This is a genomic window from Chromobacterium haemolyticum DSM 19808 (assembly GCF_000711885.1).
GTDB classification, from domain to species: Bacteria; Pseudomonadota; Gammaproteobacteria; order Burkholderiales; family Chromobacteriaceae; genus Chromobacterium; species Chromobacterium haemolyticum.
The window spans coordinates 26446-45863 of sequence record NZ_JONK01000029.1 but is presented as its reverse complement, the minus strand read 5'-3'; the positions used below and the strand labels follow the sequence as shown (position 1 = coordinate 45863).

Sequence of the window (19418 nt, the reverse complement as noted above, 5' to 3'; positions counted from 1 at the left end):
TTCGATTTGAATAACATATTAATCATTTTGCGGCCCAGAACATGGGACCGAAAACAGGCGGACTCCACCCCCACCCACCGGAGAAAGCAGATGATTGCCGCAGCCCGTTGTTTTGACGACGCCCACCTGCACGCCGAGGCCCTGCCCGGCTGGGAGCAGCTATACAGCCAGATCAGCGGCGGGCGTTTCCGCAGCACCCTGAGCCGAGTGCGCACCTCGCGCCTGGACATCTTCCGCGAGAGCTTCAACCAGCGCGTGGTGCAGCAAGGGCGCGCGCCCGGCGGCATGATCCATTTCGCGCTGCCCATCCGCGCGCCGTCGCCGCTGAGCCTGCAAGGCGTCGCCGTGCCCGACAACGCCCTGATGGCGCTGCGCGGCGGCGAGGACTTCGTGTTTCACTTGCCGCCGGGCGCGGATTCGGTTCAGGTGTCGGTGCCCTACGAGGATTTGGCCGAATTGACGCCGGCGCTGTGCCGCCCGCTGCGCGAGGCGCGAGGCAAGACCCCGGTGTTCCCCGCCCGCCCGGCCGCGCTGGCGGCGCTGCGCGCGCTGCTGAACGGCGTGTTCGAACAGGCCTTGCTGGACCCGGCCCTGCTGTCCTACGCCGGCAACCAGAAAGTGATTCAGCACCAGTTGCTGGACCTGCTGCAAGACGCGCTGGCGGACCTCGCGCTGGGCGAGCGCCTCGGCAACCTGACCTTCGCCACTCATTGCGACATCGTCAGGCGCAGCCAGGCGCTGGCGCTGGCCAAGCCGGACGAGCCGGTGACCGTGCTGGAGCTGTGCAGCCGTCTGCGCGTCAGCCGCCGCACGCTGCAAAACAGCTTTCAGCTGGTGGCGGATACCACCCCGGTTGATTATCTGCGCTCCATCCGCCTGAACGCGGTGCGCCGCATGCTGCTGAACCCCACGCAAGCCGGCCACGGCGTGCGAGACGCCGCCGGGGCCTGGGGCTTTTACCACTTGGGGCATTTCGCCGGCGATTACCGCAAGCTGTTCGGCGAAGCCCCGTCCCACACCCGTGCCCGCGCCCTGGCCCACCTGGGCGCGCCTCCCAGCGCGCGCGGTCTGGAATCGGTCCACGACGCGACGCACTAGGCCGCGCGGATTCAGGCCTGGCGGCGCGCGCGGTAGTCGCTGGGCGGGCAGCCCGCCAGGCGCTGAAAGAAGCGGGAAAAGTAAGCGGGGTCCTTGAAGCCCAATTCATAGGCGATGGCATGCACCGAGGCGGGGGAATAGATCAACAGACGCTTCGCCTCCTGCAACAGCCTGTCGTGCGCCAGCCGCTTGGACGGCAAGTCCGCCAACCGGCGGCACACGTCGTTGAGCCGCGCCTCGCTGACGCCCAGTTCGGCCGCGTAGCGGTCCAGGCTCCAGTGTTCACGGTAATGCGCCTCGATCAAGCCGTTGAAGCGATGGTAGAGCCGCCACTCGTCGCGACGTGGCCCCCGCCGCGGCCCCGGCAGGCCGGATAGCCGCAACACGTCCACCAATACCAGTTGGGCCAAGGCTTGCCGCGCCAGATCCGCGCCCGGCTCCGGGGCCTCGCTCTCCCGCTGCAGCTGCGCCAGCCTCTCGGGCAGCCACCGCGCCATATCGGCCCATTCCGCCGGCACCTCGCCCAGCTCCACGCAGAACGGCGCGCTCAAGGCATCCGGCCCCGCTTCCTCCAGCCAGCCGCGCGCCAGCTCCTGACGCAAGGTCAGCACATGGCCGTCGGCCTCCGGCCCGGTGATGAAGGCATGCGGCACCGTGGGCGGGGTCAGAAACAAAAGCGGCGCGCGCGCTTGGTAGTGATCCTCCTCCAGCTGCAGTCGGATATCGCCGCTGGCTAGGTAGTGCAATTGCAAAAAACGGTCGTGCCTGTGCACCGGCATATTGCGGCCGAAAAAGGCCGCCAGCCGTCCGAAGGATTCGCAATGGATGTCGACGGACTCGTAAGGGCTGTCGTAAGCCTTGCCGATGTCGATATTCGGTATGCGCGCGCCCAGGCCGCGCGGGTTTCTGCTCATCGCCATCCCTCTCTTGTGACATTTTCGCCATAGTCGGCCGCACTTGCCGCATGTTCTCTGCAAAAGACCGCCGCTCTGGCCTCAGCGCCAAATCGGCAAACAAGGCCGCCGCCGCCCAAGCGCGGTTTTCCGCGGCTTTCCCCGCAATGCAACATGGATAAACATTGACAGCAGCCCGCCGTTATCGTTATAAACTTTAACATGTTAATGAATATTCGAACAACGGCAACCCATTCAATAACAAGGAGTTAAGCATGAGCCTTGTCCTAGACGCCGCAACAGAGCGGCCGGCGGCCATCTACGGCGCGGCGCTCAACCACCGCCGTCTGCAGGCGGCGCTGGCGGCGGAGTTCGAACAGGCCCCCTACCAGCGTCCGCCGCAAGCGCCGGTGCTGTTCGTCAAGCCGCGCAACACCGTCAGCGCCTCCGGCGCGCCCATTCCCTTTCCCGCCGATGCCGACGCCGTCTACGCCGGCGGCGCGCTGGGCGTGCGCATCGCCCGCGACGCCTGCCGCGTGAGCGCGGCCGACGCCCTGTCCCACGTCGGCGGTTACGCGGTGGTCAACGAGGTCAGCCTGGCCGAAACCAGTTTCTACCGGCCGGCGATCCAGGCCAAATGCCGCGACGGATTCTGCCCCATCGGCCCCGAGGCCGGCCCTGACGCCATCAATCCGCAACGGGTGCAGGTGCGCACCTACGTCAACGGCGCGCTGGCCGAAACCAACGACAGCGCCGACTGGCTGCGCGGCGTCGCCCAGTTGATCGCCGACGTCAGCCAGTTCCTCACCTTGTACGCCGGCGACCTGCTGATCGTGGCCACCCCGCCGCGCAGCGCCCGGCTGCGTCCGGGCGACACCGTGGCGGTGGAAATAGACGGCATCGGCCGCCTGGAAAACATCGTCGCGGCCGAGGAGGATATCCAATGAGACACGCCCGCATCCGTTACCAGGGCCAAACCTGGCGCGCGCAGGCCGACGCCGACGGCGCCATCGTGCTGCCGGACGGCCGCCGCCTGGGCGAAACCGAGGTGGAATGGCTGCCGCCGTGCCAAGGCACGCTGTTCGCGCTGGGCCTCAACTACGCCGACCACGCCGCCGAACTGGACTTCAAACCGCCCAGCGAACCGCTGGTGTTCCTCAAGACGCCCGCCACTCTGACCGGCCACCGCCAACAATCAATGCGGCCGGACAATGTTGAATATATGCACTACGAGTGCGAACTGGTGGCGGTGATAGGCAAGACCGCGCGCAAGGTGAAGCGCGCGCGGGCGATGGACTATGTCGCCGGCTACACCGTATGCAACGACTACGCGGTGCGCGACTATCTGGAAAACTACTACCGGCCTAATCTGCGGGTGAAAAACCGCGACGGCCTCACCCCCATCGGCCCATGGATGGCGGACCGCGACGACGTGCCCGACCCGCATTGCCTGGAGCTGGCCACCTATGTCAACGGCCTCCGCGTCCAAAGCGGCAATACCCGCGACATGGTGTTCGACATCCCCTTCCTGATCGAATACCTGTCCGCCTTCATGACGCTGCAGCCGGGCGACATGATCGCCACCGGCACGCCTCAAGGCCTGTCCGACGTGCGCCCCGGCGACGAAGTCGTCGTGGAAATCGCGGGCGTCGGCCGGCTGCTCAATCACATCATCAGCGAAACGGACTGGCTTGCGCGCCGGAACGCGGAAAAGGAAACCCCATGATCAAACACTGGATAAACGGCCGCGAAGTGGCCAGCCAAGACAGCTTCGTCAACTACAACCCGGCCACCGGCGAAGCGCTGGGCGAAGTGGCTGCGGGCGGCGCCGAGGAAATCAACCTGGCGGTGGCCGCCGCCAAGGCGGCCTTTCCCAAGTGGGCGGCCACGCCGGCCAAGGAGCGCGCGCGGCTGATGCGCAAGCTGGGCGAGCTGATTCAGCGCGAAGTCCCGCGGCTGGCGGAATTGGAAACCCTGGACACCGGCCTGCCCATCCACCAGACCCGCAATGTGCTGATCCCCCGCGCCTCGCACAACTTCGACTTTTTCGCTGAAGTCTGCACCCGCATGAACGGCCACAGCTATCCCGTGGACGAGCAGATGCTCAACTACACGCTGTACCAGCCGGTGGGCGTGTGCGCGCTGGTATCGCCGTGGAACGTGCCCTTCATGACCGCCACCTGGAAGACCGCGCCCTGCCTGGCGCTGGGCAACACCGCGGTGCTGAAGATGTCCGAACTGTCGCCGCTGACCGCCAACGAGCTGGGCCGGCTGGCGCTGGAGGCCGGCATCCCGCCCGGCGTGTTCAATGTGGTGCAGGGCTACGGCGCCAGCGCCGGCGAAGCCCTGGTCAGCCATCCGGACGTGCGCGCGGTGTCCTTCACCGGCGGCACCGCCACCGGACGCCGCATCATGCAAAACGCCGGGCTGAAGAAGTACTCGATGGAGCTGGGCGGCAAATCGCCGGTGCTGGTCTTCGACGACGCCGACTTCGATCGCGCGCTGGACGCCGCGCTGTTCACCATCTTCTCTCTCAACGGCGAACGCTGCACCGCCGGCAGCCGCATCTTCGTCCAGAACGGCATCTACGATCGCTTCGTCGCCGAATTCTCCGCCCGCGCTCAACGCTTGATCGTCGGCGACCCGCAGGACCCCAACACCCAGGTGGGTTCGATGATCACCCGCCAGCATTACGACAAAGTCACCGGCTATATCCGCATCGGCCTGGAGGAAGGCGCTCGGCTGACGGCCGGCGGCCTGGAGCGTCCGGCCGGCTTGCCCGAAGCGCTGGCCGCCGGTCACTTCATCCGCCCCACCGTATTCGCCGATGTCGATAACCGCATGCGCATCGCCCAGGAGGAAATCTTCGGCCCGGTGGCTTGCCTGCTGCGCTTTAGCGACGAAGCCGAGGCGCTGCGGCTGGCCAACGACGTCGACTACGGCCTGGCTTCCTACATCTGGACGCAGGACATCGGCAAGGCTCACCGTCTGGCGCGCGGCATCGAGGCCGGCATGGTCTTCGTCAATAGCCAGAACGTGCGAGACCTGCGCCAGCCCTTCGGCGGCGTCAAGGCGTCCGGCGTTGGGCGCGAGGGCGGCGAATACAGCTTCGAAGCCTTCGCCGAGGTGAAAAACGTCTGCGTCTCCATGGGCAGCCACTTCATCCCGCGCTGGGGCGTGGAAACCCGCTGACACGCAAGCCAAGGCCGCCCAGACGGCCGCTTCCGCAAACGGAACGACGCGCGGGCGCAGCGCCCGCGCAGCACAAAGGAGAACGCAATGGGAACCCTAGCCCTGGCGGCCAAGATCACGCACGTGCCGTCCATGTATCTGTCGGAACTGCCCGGCCCGCATCAAGGTTGCCGCCAGGCGGCCATAGACGGCCACAAGGAGATCAGCCGCCGCTGCCGCGAACTGGGCGTGGACACCATAGTGGTGTTCGACACCCACTGGCTGGTCAACTCCGGCTACCACGTCAACTGCGCGCCGGCCTTCGAAGGCGTGTACACCAGCAATGAGCTGCCGCACTTCATCAAGAACATGCCCTACGCCTACCCGGGCAATCCCGTTCTGGGCAAGCTGCTGGCCGAAGCCGCCACCGCCGCCGGGGTACATACCCGCGCCCACGACGCCACCACGCTGCCGCTGGAGTACGGCACCCTGGTGCCGATGCGCTATATGAACGCCGACCAGCACTTCAAGGTGGTATCCGTGGCCGCGCTGTGTACGGTGCACGATCTGGCCGACAGCGCGCGACTGGGCGCGGCGATGCGCGAGGCGGTGGAGCGCGATTACGACGGCCGCGTGGCCTTCTTCGCCAGCGGCTCGCTGTCGCACCGCTTCGCCCAGAACGGCACCGCGGAGCAATACCTGCACAAAGCCTGGAGCCCCTTCCTGGAAAGCATGGACCAAGAAGTCATCTCCATGTGGCTGGACGGCGATTGGAAAACCTTCTGCGACATGCTGCCGGAGTACGCCGAAAAGTGCCACGGCGAGGGCTTCATGCACGACACCGCCATGCTGCTGGGCGCGCTGGGCTGGGACAACTACCGAGGCCGCGCGGAAATCATCACCCCCTACTTCGGCAGCTCCGGCACCGGCCAGATCAACGCGGTGCTGCCGGTGGAACCTCAGGGAGAGCGCCATGCCGCACTTCATCGCTGAATGCACCGACAATATTCGCGAGCAGGCCAACCTGCCGGAGCTCTTCCGCCAGGTGCACGACTGCCTGGCCGCCAGCGGCCTGTTTCCCCTCGCTGGCATCCGCAGCCGCGCCCATTGGCTGGACACCTGGCGCATGGCCGACGGGGAAGCCGACTACGCCTTCGTCCACTGCACCTTGCAGATAGGCAGCGGGCGCACCGAGGCGCAGCGCAGCGCCACCGCCGAGCAGGTATTCGCGCTGATCCAACGCCACTTCGAACCGCTGTTCGACCAGCGCTACCTGGCGCTCAGCTTCGAGCTGACCGAACTGTCCGCCACGCTCAACTTCAAGCACAACAATGTGCACCAACGTTTCCGCCAGCCCTCCTGAGGAGCCCGCATGCTGAGCCAAGACCAGATCCGCGCCGCCGCGCGCCGCTTGCACGACGCCGAGCGCGAACGCAGGCAGATCCGCCAGCTCTCGCTGGAACACCCCGAGATCACCATAGAGGACGCCTACGCCATACAACGCTGCTGGGTGGAAATGAAGCTGGCGGAAGGCCGCAAGCTCAAGGGCCACAAGATAGGCCTGACTTCCCGCGCCATGCAGATGTCCTCTCAGATAGACGAGCCCGACTACGGCGCGCTGCTGGACGATATGTTCTTCAATGACGGCGCCGATATTCCGGTGACCCGCTTCATCGTGCCGCGGGTGGAAGTGGAGCTGGCCTTCATCCTGGGCCGGCCGCTGTCCGGCCCCGGCGCCACGCTGTTCGACGTCTACGACGCGGCCGAGTACGTGATTCCGGCGCTGGAAATCATCGACGCGCGCAGCCAGTCCATAGACCCGGACAGCCAGCGCCCGCGCAAGGTGTTCGACACCATCGCCGACAACGCCGCCAACGCCGGCGTGGTGCTGGGCGGCCGGCCCATCCGCCCGCGCGAGCTGGACCTGCGCTGGGTGGCGGCGCTGATGTACCGCAACGGCGTGATCGAGGAATCCGGCGTCGCCGCCGCGGTGCTCAATCACCCGGCCAACGGCGTGGCCTGGCTGGCCAACAAACTGGCGCCGTTCGACGTCGAGCTCAAGGCCGGCCAGGTGATTCTGGCAGGCTCCTTCACCCGGCCTGTGCCGGCGCGCGCCGGCGACACCTTCCATGTCGACTACGGCCCGCTGGGCGCGATCAGCTGCCGCTTCGTCTGACCCCCTCAAGAGGAACCGCCATGCAACTCCCCGCCAACCCATTCAAAGCCGCGCTGCGGGACGGCCGCAGCCAGATCGGCCTGTGGCTGGGCCTGGCCAGCCCCTATAGCGCCGAACTGCTGGCCGGCGCCGGTTTCGACTGGTTGTTGATAGACGGCGAACACGCGCCCAATGAACTGAACGACGTGCTGCTGCAACTGCAGGCCATCGCCCCCTACCCCTGCCACCCCATTGTGCGCGCCGCCAGCAACGACCCGGTGCGCATCAAGCGCTTGCTGGACATCGGCGCGCAAACGCTGATGCTGCCCATGGTGCAAAACGCCGACGAAGCGGCGCGGGCGGTGGCGGCCACCCGCTACCCGCCGCGCGGCATTCGCGGCGTGGGCAGCGCGCTGGCGCGCGCCTCGCGCTGGAACCGCGTTCCGGATTACCTGACGCGGGCCGACAGCGAAATCTGCGTGCTGGTTCAGGTGGAAACCCGGCAGGCTCTGGCCGCGCTGGAAGGCATTGCCGCCACCGACGGCGTGGACGGTGTCTTCATCGGCCCCGCCGACCTGGCCGCCGACATGGGGCATCCGGGCCGGCCGGACCACCCGGACGTGCGCGCGGCGATGGACGACGCCATCCGCCGCATCCGCGCCCAAGGCAAGGCCGCCGGCATCCTGATGGCCGACGAAGCCGAAGCGCGCCGTCTGCTGGAACTGGGAGCCCGTTTCGTCGCCGTCGGCGTCGACACCACCTTGCTGGCGCGCCGCGCCGAAGCGCTGGCCGCGGCCTTCCGCAGCCAAACGCCCGACCTGCCGGCATCCCCATCCGCCTACTGACCCACGGCGGGCCGCACGGCCCGCCACACCCAAAGCGGCGACCACACAAGAACAAAGCGCCGCCCGGAGTCGGCTCCGGCTCCGCCCCCGAGGAGAACAAAGATGAGTCACACCCCCGCTCGCTCAAGCGCGACCGCGCGCAAAGTCGCCTACGCCACCGTGATCGGCACCGCCATCGAATGGTACGACTTCTTCATCTACGCCAGCGCCGCCGGCCTGGTGTTCAATAAGCTGTTCTTCGCTCCGGCCGGCGAACGCTCCGCCACGCTGATCGCCTTCGCCTCGGTCGGCGTCAGCTTCCTGTTCCGGCCGCTGGGCGCCTTTCTCGCCGGTCACTACGGCGACCGGCTTGGCCGGCGCGCGATGCTGGTGCTGACCCTGGTGCTGATGGGCGCCTCCACCGCGCTGATCGGCCTGCTGCCCACCTATGAATCCGCCGGCCTGCTGGCGCCGCTCGCGCTGATCCTGCTGCGCATCCTGCAAGGCATCTCCGCCGGCGGCGAATGGGGCGGCGCGGTGTTGATGGCGGTGGAACACGCGCCGCGCGGTCAGCGCGGTCGCTACGGCGCCTTCCCGCAGATTGGCGTGCCGCTGGGCTTGCTGCTGGCTTCCGGCGTGTTCGCCCTGATGAGCGGGGTGATCTCCCCCGGCGACGCCTTCCTGGAATGGGGCTGGCGCATGCCCTTCCTGTTCAGCGTCGTGTTGCTGTTCATCGGCCAATGGGTGCGCCGCTCGGTGGAGGAAAGCCCTGTCTTCGAAGAGATCAAGGCGCGCAAAGCCGGTTCGCGCACTCCGGTGCTGGACCTGTTCCGCCGCCACGCGTCGCTGGTGCTGCTGGCCGCGCTGGTGTTCGCCGGCAACAGCGCCGTCGGTTACATGACCACAGGCGGCTTCATCCAAAACTACACCACTGACCCCGCCGGCGCGCTGCGCATGGAGCGCACCCCGGTGCTGCTGGCCGTCGCCTTCGCTTCCGCCTGCTGGATGGCCTTCACCTGGCTGGCCGGCGTCTGGTCGGACCGCATCGGCCGCCGCCGCATCTACATCATAGGCTTCGGCGTGCAGCTGGCCGGCGTGCTGATGCTGTTCCCGCTGGTCAACAGCGCCGGCTTGCCGGCGGTGCTGCTGGCGCTGTGCCTGTTGTCCGTGGGCACCGGCCTGACCTACGGCGCGCAATCGGCCTTCTACGCGGAGCTGTTCCCCGCCTCGGTGCGCTTTTCCGGCGTATCCATCTCCTACGCGCTGGGCGCCATTCTCGGCGGCGCCTTCGCGCCGATGATAGCCAAGGCTCTGATAGCCCAGACCGGCTCCACCGCCGCGGTGACCGCCTATCTGAGCGGCATGACGCTGATCGGCCTCGCCGCCACGCTGCTGCTGCGCGACCGTCGCGACATCCCGCTGGGACCGGAGCACGAAGCCGAACAGGCCGCCTCCCCGATATGCTGGCGTGGATCCGCCCCCTCAGCCATGCGCGCAAATTCTATGAAAAGTACCTAAGACAGCTTGGAAGGTGCATTCCAGTGCGTGGTATCGCTATCCATAATGCAAATTCGATGAAGGTATTCATTATTGTCCAGCGCCACCACGCACCCAGGAGACCGCCATGCGCCACCCCAATCCCTTGCTGGAAACCCTGCTCCCCATTCTGCCCGCCATCGCCGCCAATGCGGAGCAGGCGGAACGCGAACGCACCGTGCCGGCGGAAAACATCGCGCTGTTGAAAAGCATAGGCTTTCACCGCGCCTTCCAGCCCAAGCCTTACGGCGGCAAGGAAATCAGCCTGCCGGAATTCGCGGACTGCGTGGCGGCGCTGGCCGGCGCCTGCGCCAGCACCGCTTGGGCGGCCAGCCTGCTGGCCACCCACAGTCACCAGATCGCGCTGTTCTCCGCCCGGCTGCAAGAGGAGGTCTGGGGCAAGGACCGCGACGCCACCGCCAGTAGCAGCATCGCGCCGCTGGGCCGGGCCGAAGCCGTGGACGGCGGCGTGCTGCTCAGCGGTGAAATGGGCTGGAGCAGCGGCTGCGACCACGCTGAGTGGGCGATACTGGGCTTTCGCCGCCCCGGCCCGGACGGCGAACCGCAATACTGCTTTGGCGTGGTGCCGCGCGCCGATTACCAGATACGCGACGACTGGCACGCCGCCGGCATGCAAGGCAGCGGCACCAAGACGCTGCTGGTGGACAAGGTCTTCGTGCCGGAACACCGGATAGAAGCCGCCAAGGACATGATGGAAGGCCGCTCCGCCGGCTTCGGCCTGTACCCGGACAGCAAGATTTTCTACGCGCCCTACCGGCCCTACTTCGCCAGCGGCTTCGCCGCCATCAGCCTGGGCGTGGCCGAGCGCATGCTGCAAGTCTTCAAGGAACGCAGCCACAACCGCATCCGCGCCTACACCGGCGCCCAAGTGGGCGCCGCGCTGCCAGCCTATATGAGGCTGGCCGAATCCACTCACCAAGTGCTGGCCGCGCGCGCCTTGCTGGAAGCCAGCTGGCGCGATCACGCCGAGCACGGCGCGGCCCAGCGCTACCCCACGGCGGAAACGCTGGCCTTCTGGCGCACCAACCAAGCCTATGCGGTGAAGATGTGCATCCAGGCGGTGGACCGTTTGTTCGAATCCATGGGCGGCAACTGTTGGCGGCTGGAAAACGAAGCGCAGCGGCTGTTCCGCGACGCCCATATGACTGGCGCCCACGCCTATACCGACTACGACGTCTGCGCCCAGATCCTGGGACGTTCGCTGCTGGGGCTGGAGCCGGACCCCTCCATGGTCTAAGAGCTTGTTTAAAGTCTGCTGCGCTTCGCGCGATACGGCGTTAAAAACGGCTTCGAAAGGCTCATGTACCACTTGTGCATTCCGCTTTCTCAACCGCTTTCGTCTTGTCTCGCTCTAGCTCGCAAGACCTTGAACAGGTTCTACCGTCCCTCTAGCCTCTCCCACCCGCGCCGTTCCGGCCCCGCACCGGGCGGCCTTGAGGATACGCCATGAACGCACCTGCCCCTGCCCACGACGCGCGCGCGCTGCGCCGCGCGCTCGGCAACTTCGCCACCGGCGTCACCGTCGTCACCGCCTCCACGCCGGACGGCGAACGCGCCGGCGTCACCGCCAACAGCTTCAACTCCGTCTCGCTGGACCCGCCGCTGGTGCTGTGGAGCCTGGACAAGCGCTCCGCCAGCAACGCGGTGTTCAACCAGGCAGGCCACTTCGCCGTTCACGTGCTGGCCGCCGACCAGATTGAGCTGTCCAACCGCTTCGCCCGCGCCGCCTCGGACAAATTCGCCGGCCTGGAACCGGAAACCGGCCTAGGCGGCGCACCGCTGCTGGACGGCTGCGCCGCCCGCTTCCATTGCCGGCTGCATCAGCGGCTGGACGGCGGCGACCACTGGATTCTGCTGGGTTTGGTCGAGGCCTTCGACGACTGCGGCGCCGCGCCGCTGCTCTACCACCAGGGCATGTACGCCGCCGCGCTCCCGCGCGCTCGGCCGGCCGCGGCCGCGGAACCCCAGCCCGGCTGGCTGGGCGACAACCTGCTCTATCTGCTGACCCAGGCGCTGCAAGCCTACCAGGCCAGTTACCGGCCGCGCCAACTCGCCACCGGCCTGAGCGGCGGCGAAGCGCGGCTGCTGCTGGTGCTGGAACAGCAAGCGGGGCTGGATGGCTGCGCGCTGCAGCGCGAGGCGGCAATGCCGCCGGAGGCGATAGAACTGGCCGAGGCCGAGTTGCGCCGCAAGGGATTGCTGACCCGCGACGCCGCCGGCTATCGCCTCAGCGAGGCCGGCCGCGAACAAGCCGCCACGCTGTGGCGCATCGCCGGGCAGCAACAGCGGGAGATCCTGGCTGGGCTGGGCGAACAGGATCTGGCCGCCTGCAAGCGCGTGCTGCGCGCGCTGATCCGCCAAGGCTGAATCTCCCGGCCGGCGCGTCCGCGGCGGTCAAGACCGCGGGCGCGCCCGGTCAAGGCCGCCGCGCGCGGCCGCCCTATGCTGGAGCAGCCGCCCATCCTCAAAAGAAGAAGGCCGGCGCCACAACAAGGGAGACTTCATGCGCGACTACGACTACATCCTCATCGGAGCCGGCTCCGCCGGCTGCGTGCTGACCCATAGGCTGATCGAAGCCGGCAAACGCGTGCTGCTGCTGGAAGACGGCCCGCCGGACAACAGTCCCTACATCCACATGCCGGCGGCCTTCATCAAGGTGCTGGGCAGCGAACGCACCGTCACCTACCGCAGCGAGCCACAGCCGGAAGCCGCCGGCAGGCGCATCTTCGTGCCTCAGGGACGCACTCTGGGCGGCGGCAGTTCGGTCAACGCCATGGTCTACATCCGCGGCCAGGCCGCCGACTACGACGACTGGGCCGCTCAGGGCTGCGAGGGTTGGGACTGGGCGCGGGTGCTGCCCGCCTTCAAGAAGGCGGAAAGCCATATGCGCTTGTCCGAGCCCTACCACGGCGTGGACGGGCCGCTGAAAGTCAGCGACACCCGCTACCGTCATCCGCTGAGCCTGGCCTTCGTCCAGGGCGCTCAGGAAATCGGCCTGGCCTACAACGACGACTTCAACGGCCGCGAACAGGCCGGCGTCGGCTTCTACCACACCACCACTTTCGACGGACAGCGCGGCAGCACCGCCGCCACCTATCTGGCAGCGGTCCGGCAACGGTCCGAACTGGACCTGCGCACCGGTTGCTATGTGCAAAAAATCGGGTTCGACGGCCGCCGAGCCTGTCAGGTGGAATGGCGCGACGCCGGCGGCCTCCAGCGCGCGCGCGCCACGGCGGAGATCGTGCTGTGCGCCGGCGCGCTGTCCAGCCCCAAACTGCTGATGCTGTCCGGCATCGGCCCCGCCGCGCAGTTGCGCGAACACGGCGTCGCCGTGCTGCGCGACGCGCCGGAAGTGGGCGCCAACTACCAGGACCATCTGGAAGTGTCGGTCTACGGCCGCGCCCGAGCGCCCATCAGCCTGTTGGGCCAGGACCGCGGCCTGACCGCGCTGCGCCACGGCCTGCAATGGCAGTTGTTCCGCACCGGTTTGCTGAGCTCCAACGTGGTGGAATCCGGCGGTTTCGTCGACACCGGCGGCGGCGGCCGGCCGGACATTCAGTTTCATGTGCTGCCCACCTTGGTGGGCGACGTGGATCGCGAGCCGCTGCCCGGCCACGGCATTTCCATCAACCCCTGCCTGCTGCGCCCCAAGTCGCGCGGCAGCGTCGCGCTGGCCGGCGCCGACCCGGCCGCGCCGCTGCGCTTCGACAGCGGCGCGCTGCGCGAGGCGGAGGATATCACCTGCCTGCTTCGCGGCGTCAAACTGGCGCGTCGCATTCTGCGGACGCCGTCGATGCGCCGGCTGATCTCCGAAGAACTGCTGCCCTCGCCGGCGGAGCACGCCGACGACGCGAGGCTGGAGCAGCACATCCGCCAATTCGCCAAAACCGTCTATCACCCGGTCGGCACCTGCCGCATGGGCGGCGACGACGACGCGGTGGTGGACCCGCGGCTGCGCGTCAAGGGCGTGACCGGTCTGCGGGTTTGCGACGCCTCGGTGATGCCCTCCATCGTCTCCGGCAACACCAATGCGCCGGTGGTGATGATCGCCGAGCGCTGCGCGGAATTCATGCTCTCCGGCCAGTAAGCCGCCACCGTAAGCCCCTGTTCCGACGGGGGCGGCCGGCAGCAAAGCCGCCTCCGACACAAACCGTGCTGCGCCGGCTAGATTGAGCCGTGGCTTCGCCTCCCAGACCTTGCCAAAAAATCATTAGAACTTGTTCATGATCTATTCTGATTTCTCAGAACCTGTTTTCGCCTTGGCTCGAGAGAGCGTAAACAGGTTCTTAAGCTTCGCATAAGCTTTGCATTCCATGCTGCACGCATTACCCCATGCAAGGACATTCCTCATGCTGCGCAATACTTCTCAACGCTATGGCGCGGTTTCCCGCGCGCTGCACTGGCTAGGCGCTTTAGGCGTCATTGCCGCGCTGATTTTCATTGAAGCCAAAGGGATTTTCCCCAAGGGCACGCCGCTGCGCGACAGCGTCAAATACGCCCATGTTCAGGCCGGACTACTCGTCTTGTTATTGCTGTTTCCTCGCCTGATCTGGCGTGCGGGCAATCCGTCGCCCGCCATCACCCCCCAGCCGGGCCGGCTGGCGGCTTTGGCCGCCAAGGCAGGCCACTGGTCGCTCTACGCGCTGATGCTGGCATTGCCGCTGCTGGGCATCGCCTTTATCCAAGCCGCCGGCAAAAATATAGACTTCTTTGGTTTTCCTCTGCCCTTGCTGCTCCCCCCCATGCCGGATATCTCGCACGATCTCAAGGAAGCTCACGAATGGCTGGGCAACGCTCTCATGTGGCTGGCCATCCTGCATGCGGCCGCGGCGTTATGGCACCACTTCATCGTCAAGGACAACACTCTGACCCGGCTAATCGGGCCACTGCGCGTCTCCAAATAAAAAGTGCCGGGCGCACGCGCCCGGCACTTCCTCCCGCATCAATCCCTTCCGCTACAAAGGCAACACCAGCTTGAGCCACAAGGCATCGCCCTCCGGCCGGTTTCGCACTTCGAACTCCTTCAGCCACCTCAGCTCCAAGCCGGCCTTGTCGAACTGATAGCGCAGCGCCGGACCGATGGCGAAAGCCTGGCCGCGAAAGCCGTTGCCCGCCACCGCCTGACCATGCTGGGTATCATCCGTGGTCTGCTTGATGAAATAGCCGTTCAGCCCCAGCCGCCAGGCCGGGCCGGCCGCGTAGCTCAGCGAGTAGTCGAAATGGAACTGCTGGCCGGACTGGTAATCGATGTCCCGGTTCTTGCCGTTGAAGGTGTAGCTGATCTTGGACGAGAGCTCCCAGCCGGACGCCGGCAGATAGGAAAAGGCGAACACCGGCCGCAGCGAGTAATGATTGGCCCCCAGGTTCAACATCCGATCGCGATCATAACTGCCGGTGGGCAGCACGATGTCGGCCGCCAAGACCGTATGCAGCGGCCCGGCATCGCCCCAGGCCAGCACCGGCCCCAGCACCGCGTCGCCCAGACCGCTGCGGCGCTCATGCCCACCGCCCGCGTCCAGGCTCAAGCTGGGCAGCGGCGCCAGCGCGAAACCGCCCAACCGCCCGCCCCACAAGGTCCGGTCGGACATATACAGCAGCCGCGGCACCAACACGTCGGCCTGCAGTTTGAAGCCCGGCACGGAAGCGTTGCCGGCATCGTCGTTGAAACGCTTAGCCTGATAATGGGTGTAATAGAACACGCCGTACCAACCGGCCGGCGGCAGCGCGCCGGCAAGAAAGCCCTCGGCGCCGGCGCCGATGGTGTCCGCGCCGGACTGGGTGGCCTGAGCCGTTACACAGGCCAACGCCGCCGACAGCCCGGCCAGCGTATTGATCAAAGTCTTGTGCATGATGTTCTCCGTCAGGGAGTGCGGCGTCCCGGCGCAGCGGGACGCGCAATGAGAATGGCGCTCAGGTCGGCGCCCGGTCGGCTTCCGGCACGGCTCCGCTCGGCTTCAGCCGCAGCGGCGCGGTTTCGCGCAGGCCCAAGGACAGCAACGCCGGCAACAGGGCGCCCGCCATGGCGATCCACATCACGATGGACAGGCCGTAGCGGTCCGCGGCGAAGCCGGCCACCGTGGGCGCGACAAAGCCTCCGGCCAGTTCGCCCACTCCCATGATCATGCCCAGCGCGGTGGCGATGCGCCGCGGCGACACCGTTTCCGCCGGAATCGTGGCCATGAACAGGGTGAAGCAGCCCAAGCCGGTGTAGCTGAGAAACACCAGCGGCAGCAGCCAGGCCATGCGGTCCACGTTGAGCAACACCAAGGGGCAGCAGGCGGCGATCAAGGAAAACCCCACCATCGCCGGCTTGCGGCCGATGCGGTCGGAAATCGCCGGCACCAGCGCGCCCCACGCCACCCAGGCGAAGCCCAGGCTGCTCATCACCGCTCCCATCGCCTGCGGGCTCATGCCCTTGACCTGAATCAGAAAGGTGGGCGTGAAGGAGATCAGGATGATGAACCAGGTGATGTAGCTGCAGGCGATCAGCACGCACAGCAGAATGTTGCGCTCGCCCAGCAACGAGACGAAGCCGCCGCCCCGGCCTGCCGGCATCGGCGCGGGCGCCGGCTCGCGCACATGCCGCCAAACCAGCCAGGCGATCAGCAGCCCGGGCAGACACGACAGGTAGAAGGCGGCGCGCCAGCCGTGGGTCTCGGCCAGCGCCACCAGCAGCGGCGGGCCCAGCACAGCGCCCAGCAGGCCCGGCGCCGAGCCGTTGACGATGCCCATATTGAAACCGCGCCTCGCCGGCGTGGACGCCGCCGCCAGCAGCGATTGGGAAATGGGTAGCACCGGCCCTTCCGCCACCCCCATCAACGCGCGGAACAGCAGCAAGGACAGGAAACCGGCCACCAGGCCGGAAGCGGCGGAAAACAACGAGAACGCCAGCACCGCCGCCACCAGCATCGGCTTTTTCACGCCGCGCCGGTCCGACCATGCCCCCAGACCCAGGCCGGACAAGGACCAGGTCAGCGCCAAGGCCGACGCCAGCATGCCCAGATGCGCGGGAGTCAAGCGCAGTTCGGCCGCCATGAAGGGAAAGAGAAAGGACAGCGCCAGCCGATCGAAAAACACGAAACCGAAGCTTAGCGCCAGGATGGCCAGCAATTTGTTTTCATAGGAGAGGCGCATGGCGGGCCTCTCTTTCGCCAGCGGCGCGCGTGCGGCCGCCCGGCGGCGAACCGCCCATTCGTGTGTGCATGATGATGTCTCCTCTTTATTAGGTGGGCGTCAGCCATGCCCGGAAGCGCGGCGGACCCGTCCACTCTAACGATGGGGAGAGCGTGAAATTTGCCTAATGAGGACAGTCTTGTTGTCTGGAAAGGACGCGCGCGGCCAAGGCTTCGGCCCGGGTCTGGCTCGGCGTTTCACCGTAGCGGCGTTTATAGCTTCGACAGAAATGGGCAATGTGGTTGAAGCCCCAACGGAAAGCCAGTTCGCTGACCGATAGGTGGCGCAAGGCCGGATCGGCCAGGTCGACCCGGCAACGTTCCAGCCGACGGCCCCACAGATGGCGCGTCACCGATTCGCCTTCCTGTTCGAAGATGCGGGCCAATTGGCGCGCGGACACCCCCACCGCGCGGCTGATGCGTTCGCAGTCCAGATCGTCCTCGGCCAGATGCCGTTCGATATAGGCCTTTGCCCGCCACAGACTGCACAAGGTGGATCGGGAAGCAGGCAAACCCTGACGCGCGCTCCACAAGGAGTGCAGCCACTCCAGCAACTGGCTGGCCAAATGCCGCCGCGCGGCCGCGCCGCCGCTCAGCAAGCGGTGGGCCGCCAAGGCGTCCATGCCTGCGGCGCGTTCAATGCGCACCAGACCGCGCTCGTTCCACACGCCCACCTGCTCCTGGAACAAGGGCCGCGGAATGTCCAGCACCGCCATCGCCATATCGGCCGGAAAGCCGTGGCCGTAAGGGCGCGCGGTATCGTACAACACCACGTCGCCCGGGCCGTGGCGGGCGCACTCCACGCCCTGATGGCTGAAGCCCTCGCCCTGCAGCATCAGGCAGGCAAAGATGGAGTCCCGGCCGTCCCGGCTCAGGCTATGCCCGCTGCGCGTCACCGCGTGCTGGTTGGCGCGTATCGTGGCCATGCGCAGCAAGCCGAAGTCCTGCCAGTCCAGCGAAGCCTCCAGCCGCTCTTCCGGGCGGCGGTCGCACTCCACCCGGACCAGTAAGCGGTCCACCTCGCTCAGCCAAAAATCCAGCTTGTCGCCGTCCGCCGCCTGGCGGGTGGAAAGGTGAATGTCGCCGGTGAAACGCGTATCCATGACAGGCCTCCTCCTAGCGGCCGCCCGGCTGGGCGGCGATGGCTGAAACGGCATCGGCAAATCATGGCACAACATTTAATACATTAAAAATCAAACCCGCGGACCCCGGCCGGGCCGGGCGCGCCCCTGTCTCGCCTCCGCCACAGCGGCTGAAGCCAGCGCTAGGCCAAGCTGGAGCCCCGGACCACTAGCCGGCCGGTCAGCACCACTTTGCGCGTTGAGCGCTGCGGCTGCTCCAGGCGCTCCAGCAACATCGCCATCGCCGCGCGGCCGATCTCGTCCACCGGCTGCTCTATCACCGTCAGCCCCGGTCCGGCCAGCTCCGTCCAACTGTCGTTGTCGAAACCGGCCAGCGCCAGCTGCCGCGGCAGTTCCAGGCCCAGCGCGCGCACCGCGCGCATCGCGCCCAGCAGCAGCAGGCCGTTGCTGATCACCAGCGCCCGTGGCGCCTCGGCCTCGGCCAGCCAGGCAGACACCGCCTGCTGCGCCGCCTCGGCCGTGGGCGCGACGAAACGCGCCGGCGCGGCCAGCCCGGCCTCCGCCAACGCGGCGGCGAAGCCCGCGTGTCGTTCCGCTCCGGTACTGCTGGTATTGCCGAACAACCCGCCGATGCGGCTATGGCCCTGCTCGCGCAAATGGCTGACCAACAGGCCGGCGGCGGCGGCGTTATCCAGCACCACCGCATCGGCCGCGCCGCCGGGCGCGGCCCGGTCGATCAACACCACGGGAAAACCCAGCGCCTCGGCGTCCAGCGTCTCAGCCGTGGCGCGGGTGGCCGCGAAGATCACTCCGGTGACGCGCTCCTCCTGCATCAACCTGAGGTACATCGCCTCCTTGTCCGGGTTTTCGTCGGTGTTGCACAGAATCACCCGCATGCCGGCCTGGTAGGCCACATCCTCCACCGCGCGGCTGACCGCGGTGAAGAAGGGATTGCGGATATCGGACACGATCAGGCCGATGGTGTCGCTGTGCCGCGAGCGCAAGCGCCGCGCCGACAGATTGGGGCGATAACCGGTGGCGGCGATAGCCGCCTCCACCTTGGCCTTCAACGCCGCGCTGACCGGGCCCTTGGCCAGAGCCCGCGACACGGTGGCCACCGACACGCCGGCCGCCTGCGCCACATCTTTGATGCTGACCGTCATATGAAATCGTTTTCTCTCGCCATAATCGGAATTACGTTTACGCAAGCATACCCCCAAAGCGTAATTTTACAACACTGTCGCTTGAGACAGCACAAAGATGTAGCGCCAGTGCTACGAGCATGTTGACAGTAAAAATGTAATCGTTTTCAATTCACTCAACACACGAACGGCCACCCCCTCCGCAAAGACAGCTGGCGGGCGCGAGCCGATCCGCTATACAGAGCCTGTTCGACTCCGCGCCGGCCCCCGGCCGCGCGGCGGAACTTGAAGAGGTTACAAACACCCCGCAGCCACCTGAACCGA

The 19418-nt window shown here is 66.9% G+C and carries 18 protein-coding genes; 13 read left to right on the top strand and 5 right to left on the bottom strand.

Going from position 1 to position 19418, the window contains the following annotated elements:
- The first annotated feature begins 90 nt into the window (after nt 1–90).
- Complete coding sequence (locus BR71_RS15810; protein ID WP_052370681.1) at nt 91–1098, top strand: helix-turn-helix domain-containing protein; 1008 nt, start codon at nt 91–93, stop codon at nt 1096–1098.
- An 11-nt stretch (nt 1099–1109) separates the two neighbouring features.
- Here the strand turns inward: BR71_RS15810 and hpaA are convergent, their stop codons facing one another.
- Nucleotides 1110–2012 (bottom strand): 4-hydroxyphenylacetate catabolism regulatory protein HpaA, encoded by a 903-nt coding sequence (hpaA, locus tag BR71_RS15805; RefSeq protein WP_043639684.1) that lies wholly within the window; start codon nt 2010–2012, stop codon nt 1110–1112.
- Nucleotides 2013–2266: 254 nt separating this feature from the next.
- Between hpaA and BR71_RS15800 the strand changes: the two genes are divergently transcribed.
- The 12 genes from BR71_RS15800 (at nt 2267) to BR71_RS15745 (ending at nt 14602) form a co-directional block, all read left to right on the top strand.
- Nucleotides 2267–2938, top strand: coding sequence for a fumarylacetoacetate hydrolase family protein (locus tag BR71_RS15800; protein WP_043639618.1), 672 nt, complete (start codon nt 2267–2269; stop codon nt 2936–2938).
- The gene (locus BR71_RS15795) at nt 2935–3717 is read left to right on the top strand and encodes a fumarylacetoacetate hydrolase family protein (RefSeq protein WP_043639615.1); all 783 of its coding nucleotides are present in this window, start codon (nt 2935–2937) and stop codon (nt 3715–3717) included. Before BR71_RS15800 ends, BR71_RS15795 begins: the two co-directional genes overlap by 4 nt.
- Nucleotides 3714–5183 (top strand): 5-carboxymethyl-2-hydroxymuconate semialdehyde dehydrogenase, encoded by a 1470-nt coding sequence (gene hpaE / locus BR71_RS15790; protein ID WP_019101019.1) that lies wholly within the window; start codon nt 3714–3716, stop codon nt 5181–5183. Before BR71_RS15795 ends, hpaE begins: the two co-directional genes overlap by 4 nt.
- Nucleotides 5184–5270: 87 nt before the next feature.
- Nucleotides 5271–6155, top strand: coding sequence for a 3,4-dihydroxyphenylacetate 2,3-dioxygenase (hpaD, locus tag BR71_RS15785; protein ID WP_043590029.1), 885 nt, complete (start codon nt 5271–5273; stop codon nt 6153–6155).
- Nucleotides 6136–6525: a 5-carboxymethyl-2-hydroxymuconate Delta-isomerase gene (locus tag BR71_RS15780; RefSeq protein WP_043639611.1), complete on the top strand. Its 390-nt coding sequence runs from the start codon at nt 6136–6138 to the stop codon at nt 6523–6525. Before hpaD ends, BR71_RS15780 begins: the two co-directional genes overlap by 20 nt.
- Before the next feature lie 9 nt (nt 6526–6534).
- A complete protein-coding gene (gene hpaH, locus BR71_RS15775) occupies nt 6535–7338 on the top strand; it encodes a 2-oxo-hept-4-ene-1,7-dioate hydratase (RefSeq protein WP_043639608.1) in 804 nt (267 codons plus the stop codon).
- Between the two features lie 20 nt (nt 7339–7358).
- Nucleotides 7359–8162: a 4-hydroxy-2-oxoheptanedioate aldolase gene (gene hpaI / locus BR71_RS15770; RefSeq protein ID WP_043639605.1), complete on the top strand. Its 804-nt coding sequence runs from the start codon at nt 7359–7361 to the stop codon at nt 8160–8162.
- A 102-nt stretch (nt 8163–8264) separates the two neighbouring features.
- Nucleotides 8265–9659 (top strand): MFS transporter, encoded by a 1395-nt coding sequence (locus BR71_RS15765; RefSeq protein WP_052370679.1) that lies wholly within the window; start codon nt 8265–8267, stop codon nt 9657–9659.
- Between the two features lie 106 nt (nt 9660–9765).
- Nucleotides 9766–10935 (top strand): p-hydroxyphenylacetate 3-hydroxylase oxygenase component, encoded by a 1170-nt coding sequence (locus BR71_RS15760; RefSeq protein WP_043639601.1) that lies wholly within the window; start codon nt 9766–9768, stop codon nt 10933–10935.
- Nucleotides 10936–11144: 209 nt separating this feature from the next.
- A complete protein-coding gene (locus BR71_RS15755) occupies nt 11145–12065 on the top strand; it encodes a p-hydroxyphenylacetate 3-hydroxylase reductase component (protein ID WP_043639597.1) in 921 nt (306 codons plus the stop codon).
- A 136-nt stretch (nt 12066–12201) separates the two neighbouring features.
- Nucleotides 12202–13785: a GMC family oxidoreductase gene (locus BR71_RS15750; RefSeq protein WP_043639594.1), complete on the top strand. Its 1584-nt coding sequence runs from the start codon at nt 12202–12204 to the stop codon at nt 13783–13785.
- A gap of 226 nt (nt 13786–14011) precedes the next feature.
- On the top strand, nt 14012–14602 hold the full coding sequence (locus BR71_RS15745) for a cytochrome b (RefSeq protein WP_244269652.1): 591 nt from the start codon (nt 14012–14014) through the stop codon (nt 14600–14602).
- Between the two features lie 51 nt (nt 14603–14653).
- Here BR71_RS15745 and BR71_RS15740 read toward each other — a convergent pair whose 3' ends face one another.
- The 4 genes from BR71_RS15740 to BR71_RS15725 form a co-directional block, all read right to left on the bottom strand.
- Complete coding sequence (locus BR71_RS15740) at nt 14654–15547, bottom strand: SphA family protein (protein ID WP_043639589.1); 894 nt, start codon at nt 15545–15547, stop codon at nt 14654–14656.
- A gap of 61 nt (nt 15548–15608) precedes the next feature.
- Complete coding sequence (locus BR71_RS15735; RefSeq protein ID WP_043639585.1) at nt 15609–16832, bottom strand: MFS transporter; 1224 nt, start codon at nt 16830–16832, stop codon at nt 15609–15611.
- 163 nt (nt 16833–16995) lie between these two features.
- Nucleotides 16996–17973 (bottom strand): helix-turn-helix domain-containing protein, encoded by a 978-nt coding sequence (locus BR71_RS15730; protein WP_043639582.1) that lies wholly within the window; start codon nt 17971–17973, stop codon nt 16996–16998.
- A gap of 161 nt (nt 17974–18134) precedes the next feature.
- Entirely contained in the window at nt 18135–19115 is a 981-nt protein-coding gene (locus tag BR71_RS15725; RefSeq protein ID WP_043590036.1) for a LacI family DNA-binding transcriptional regulator, read from the bottom strand.
- Between the last annotated feature and the right edge of the window lie 303 nt (nt 19116–19418).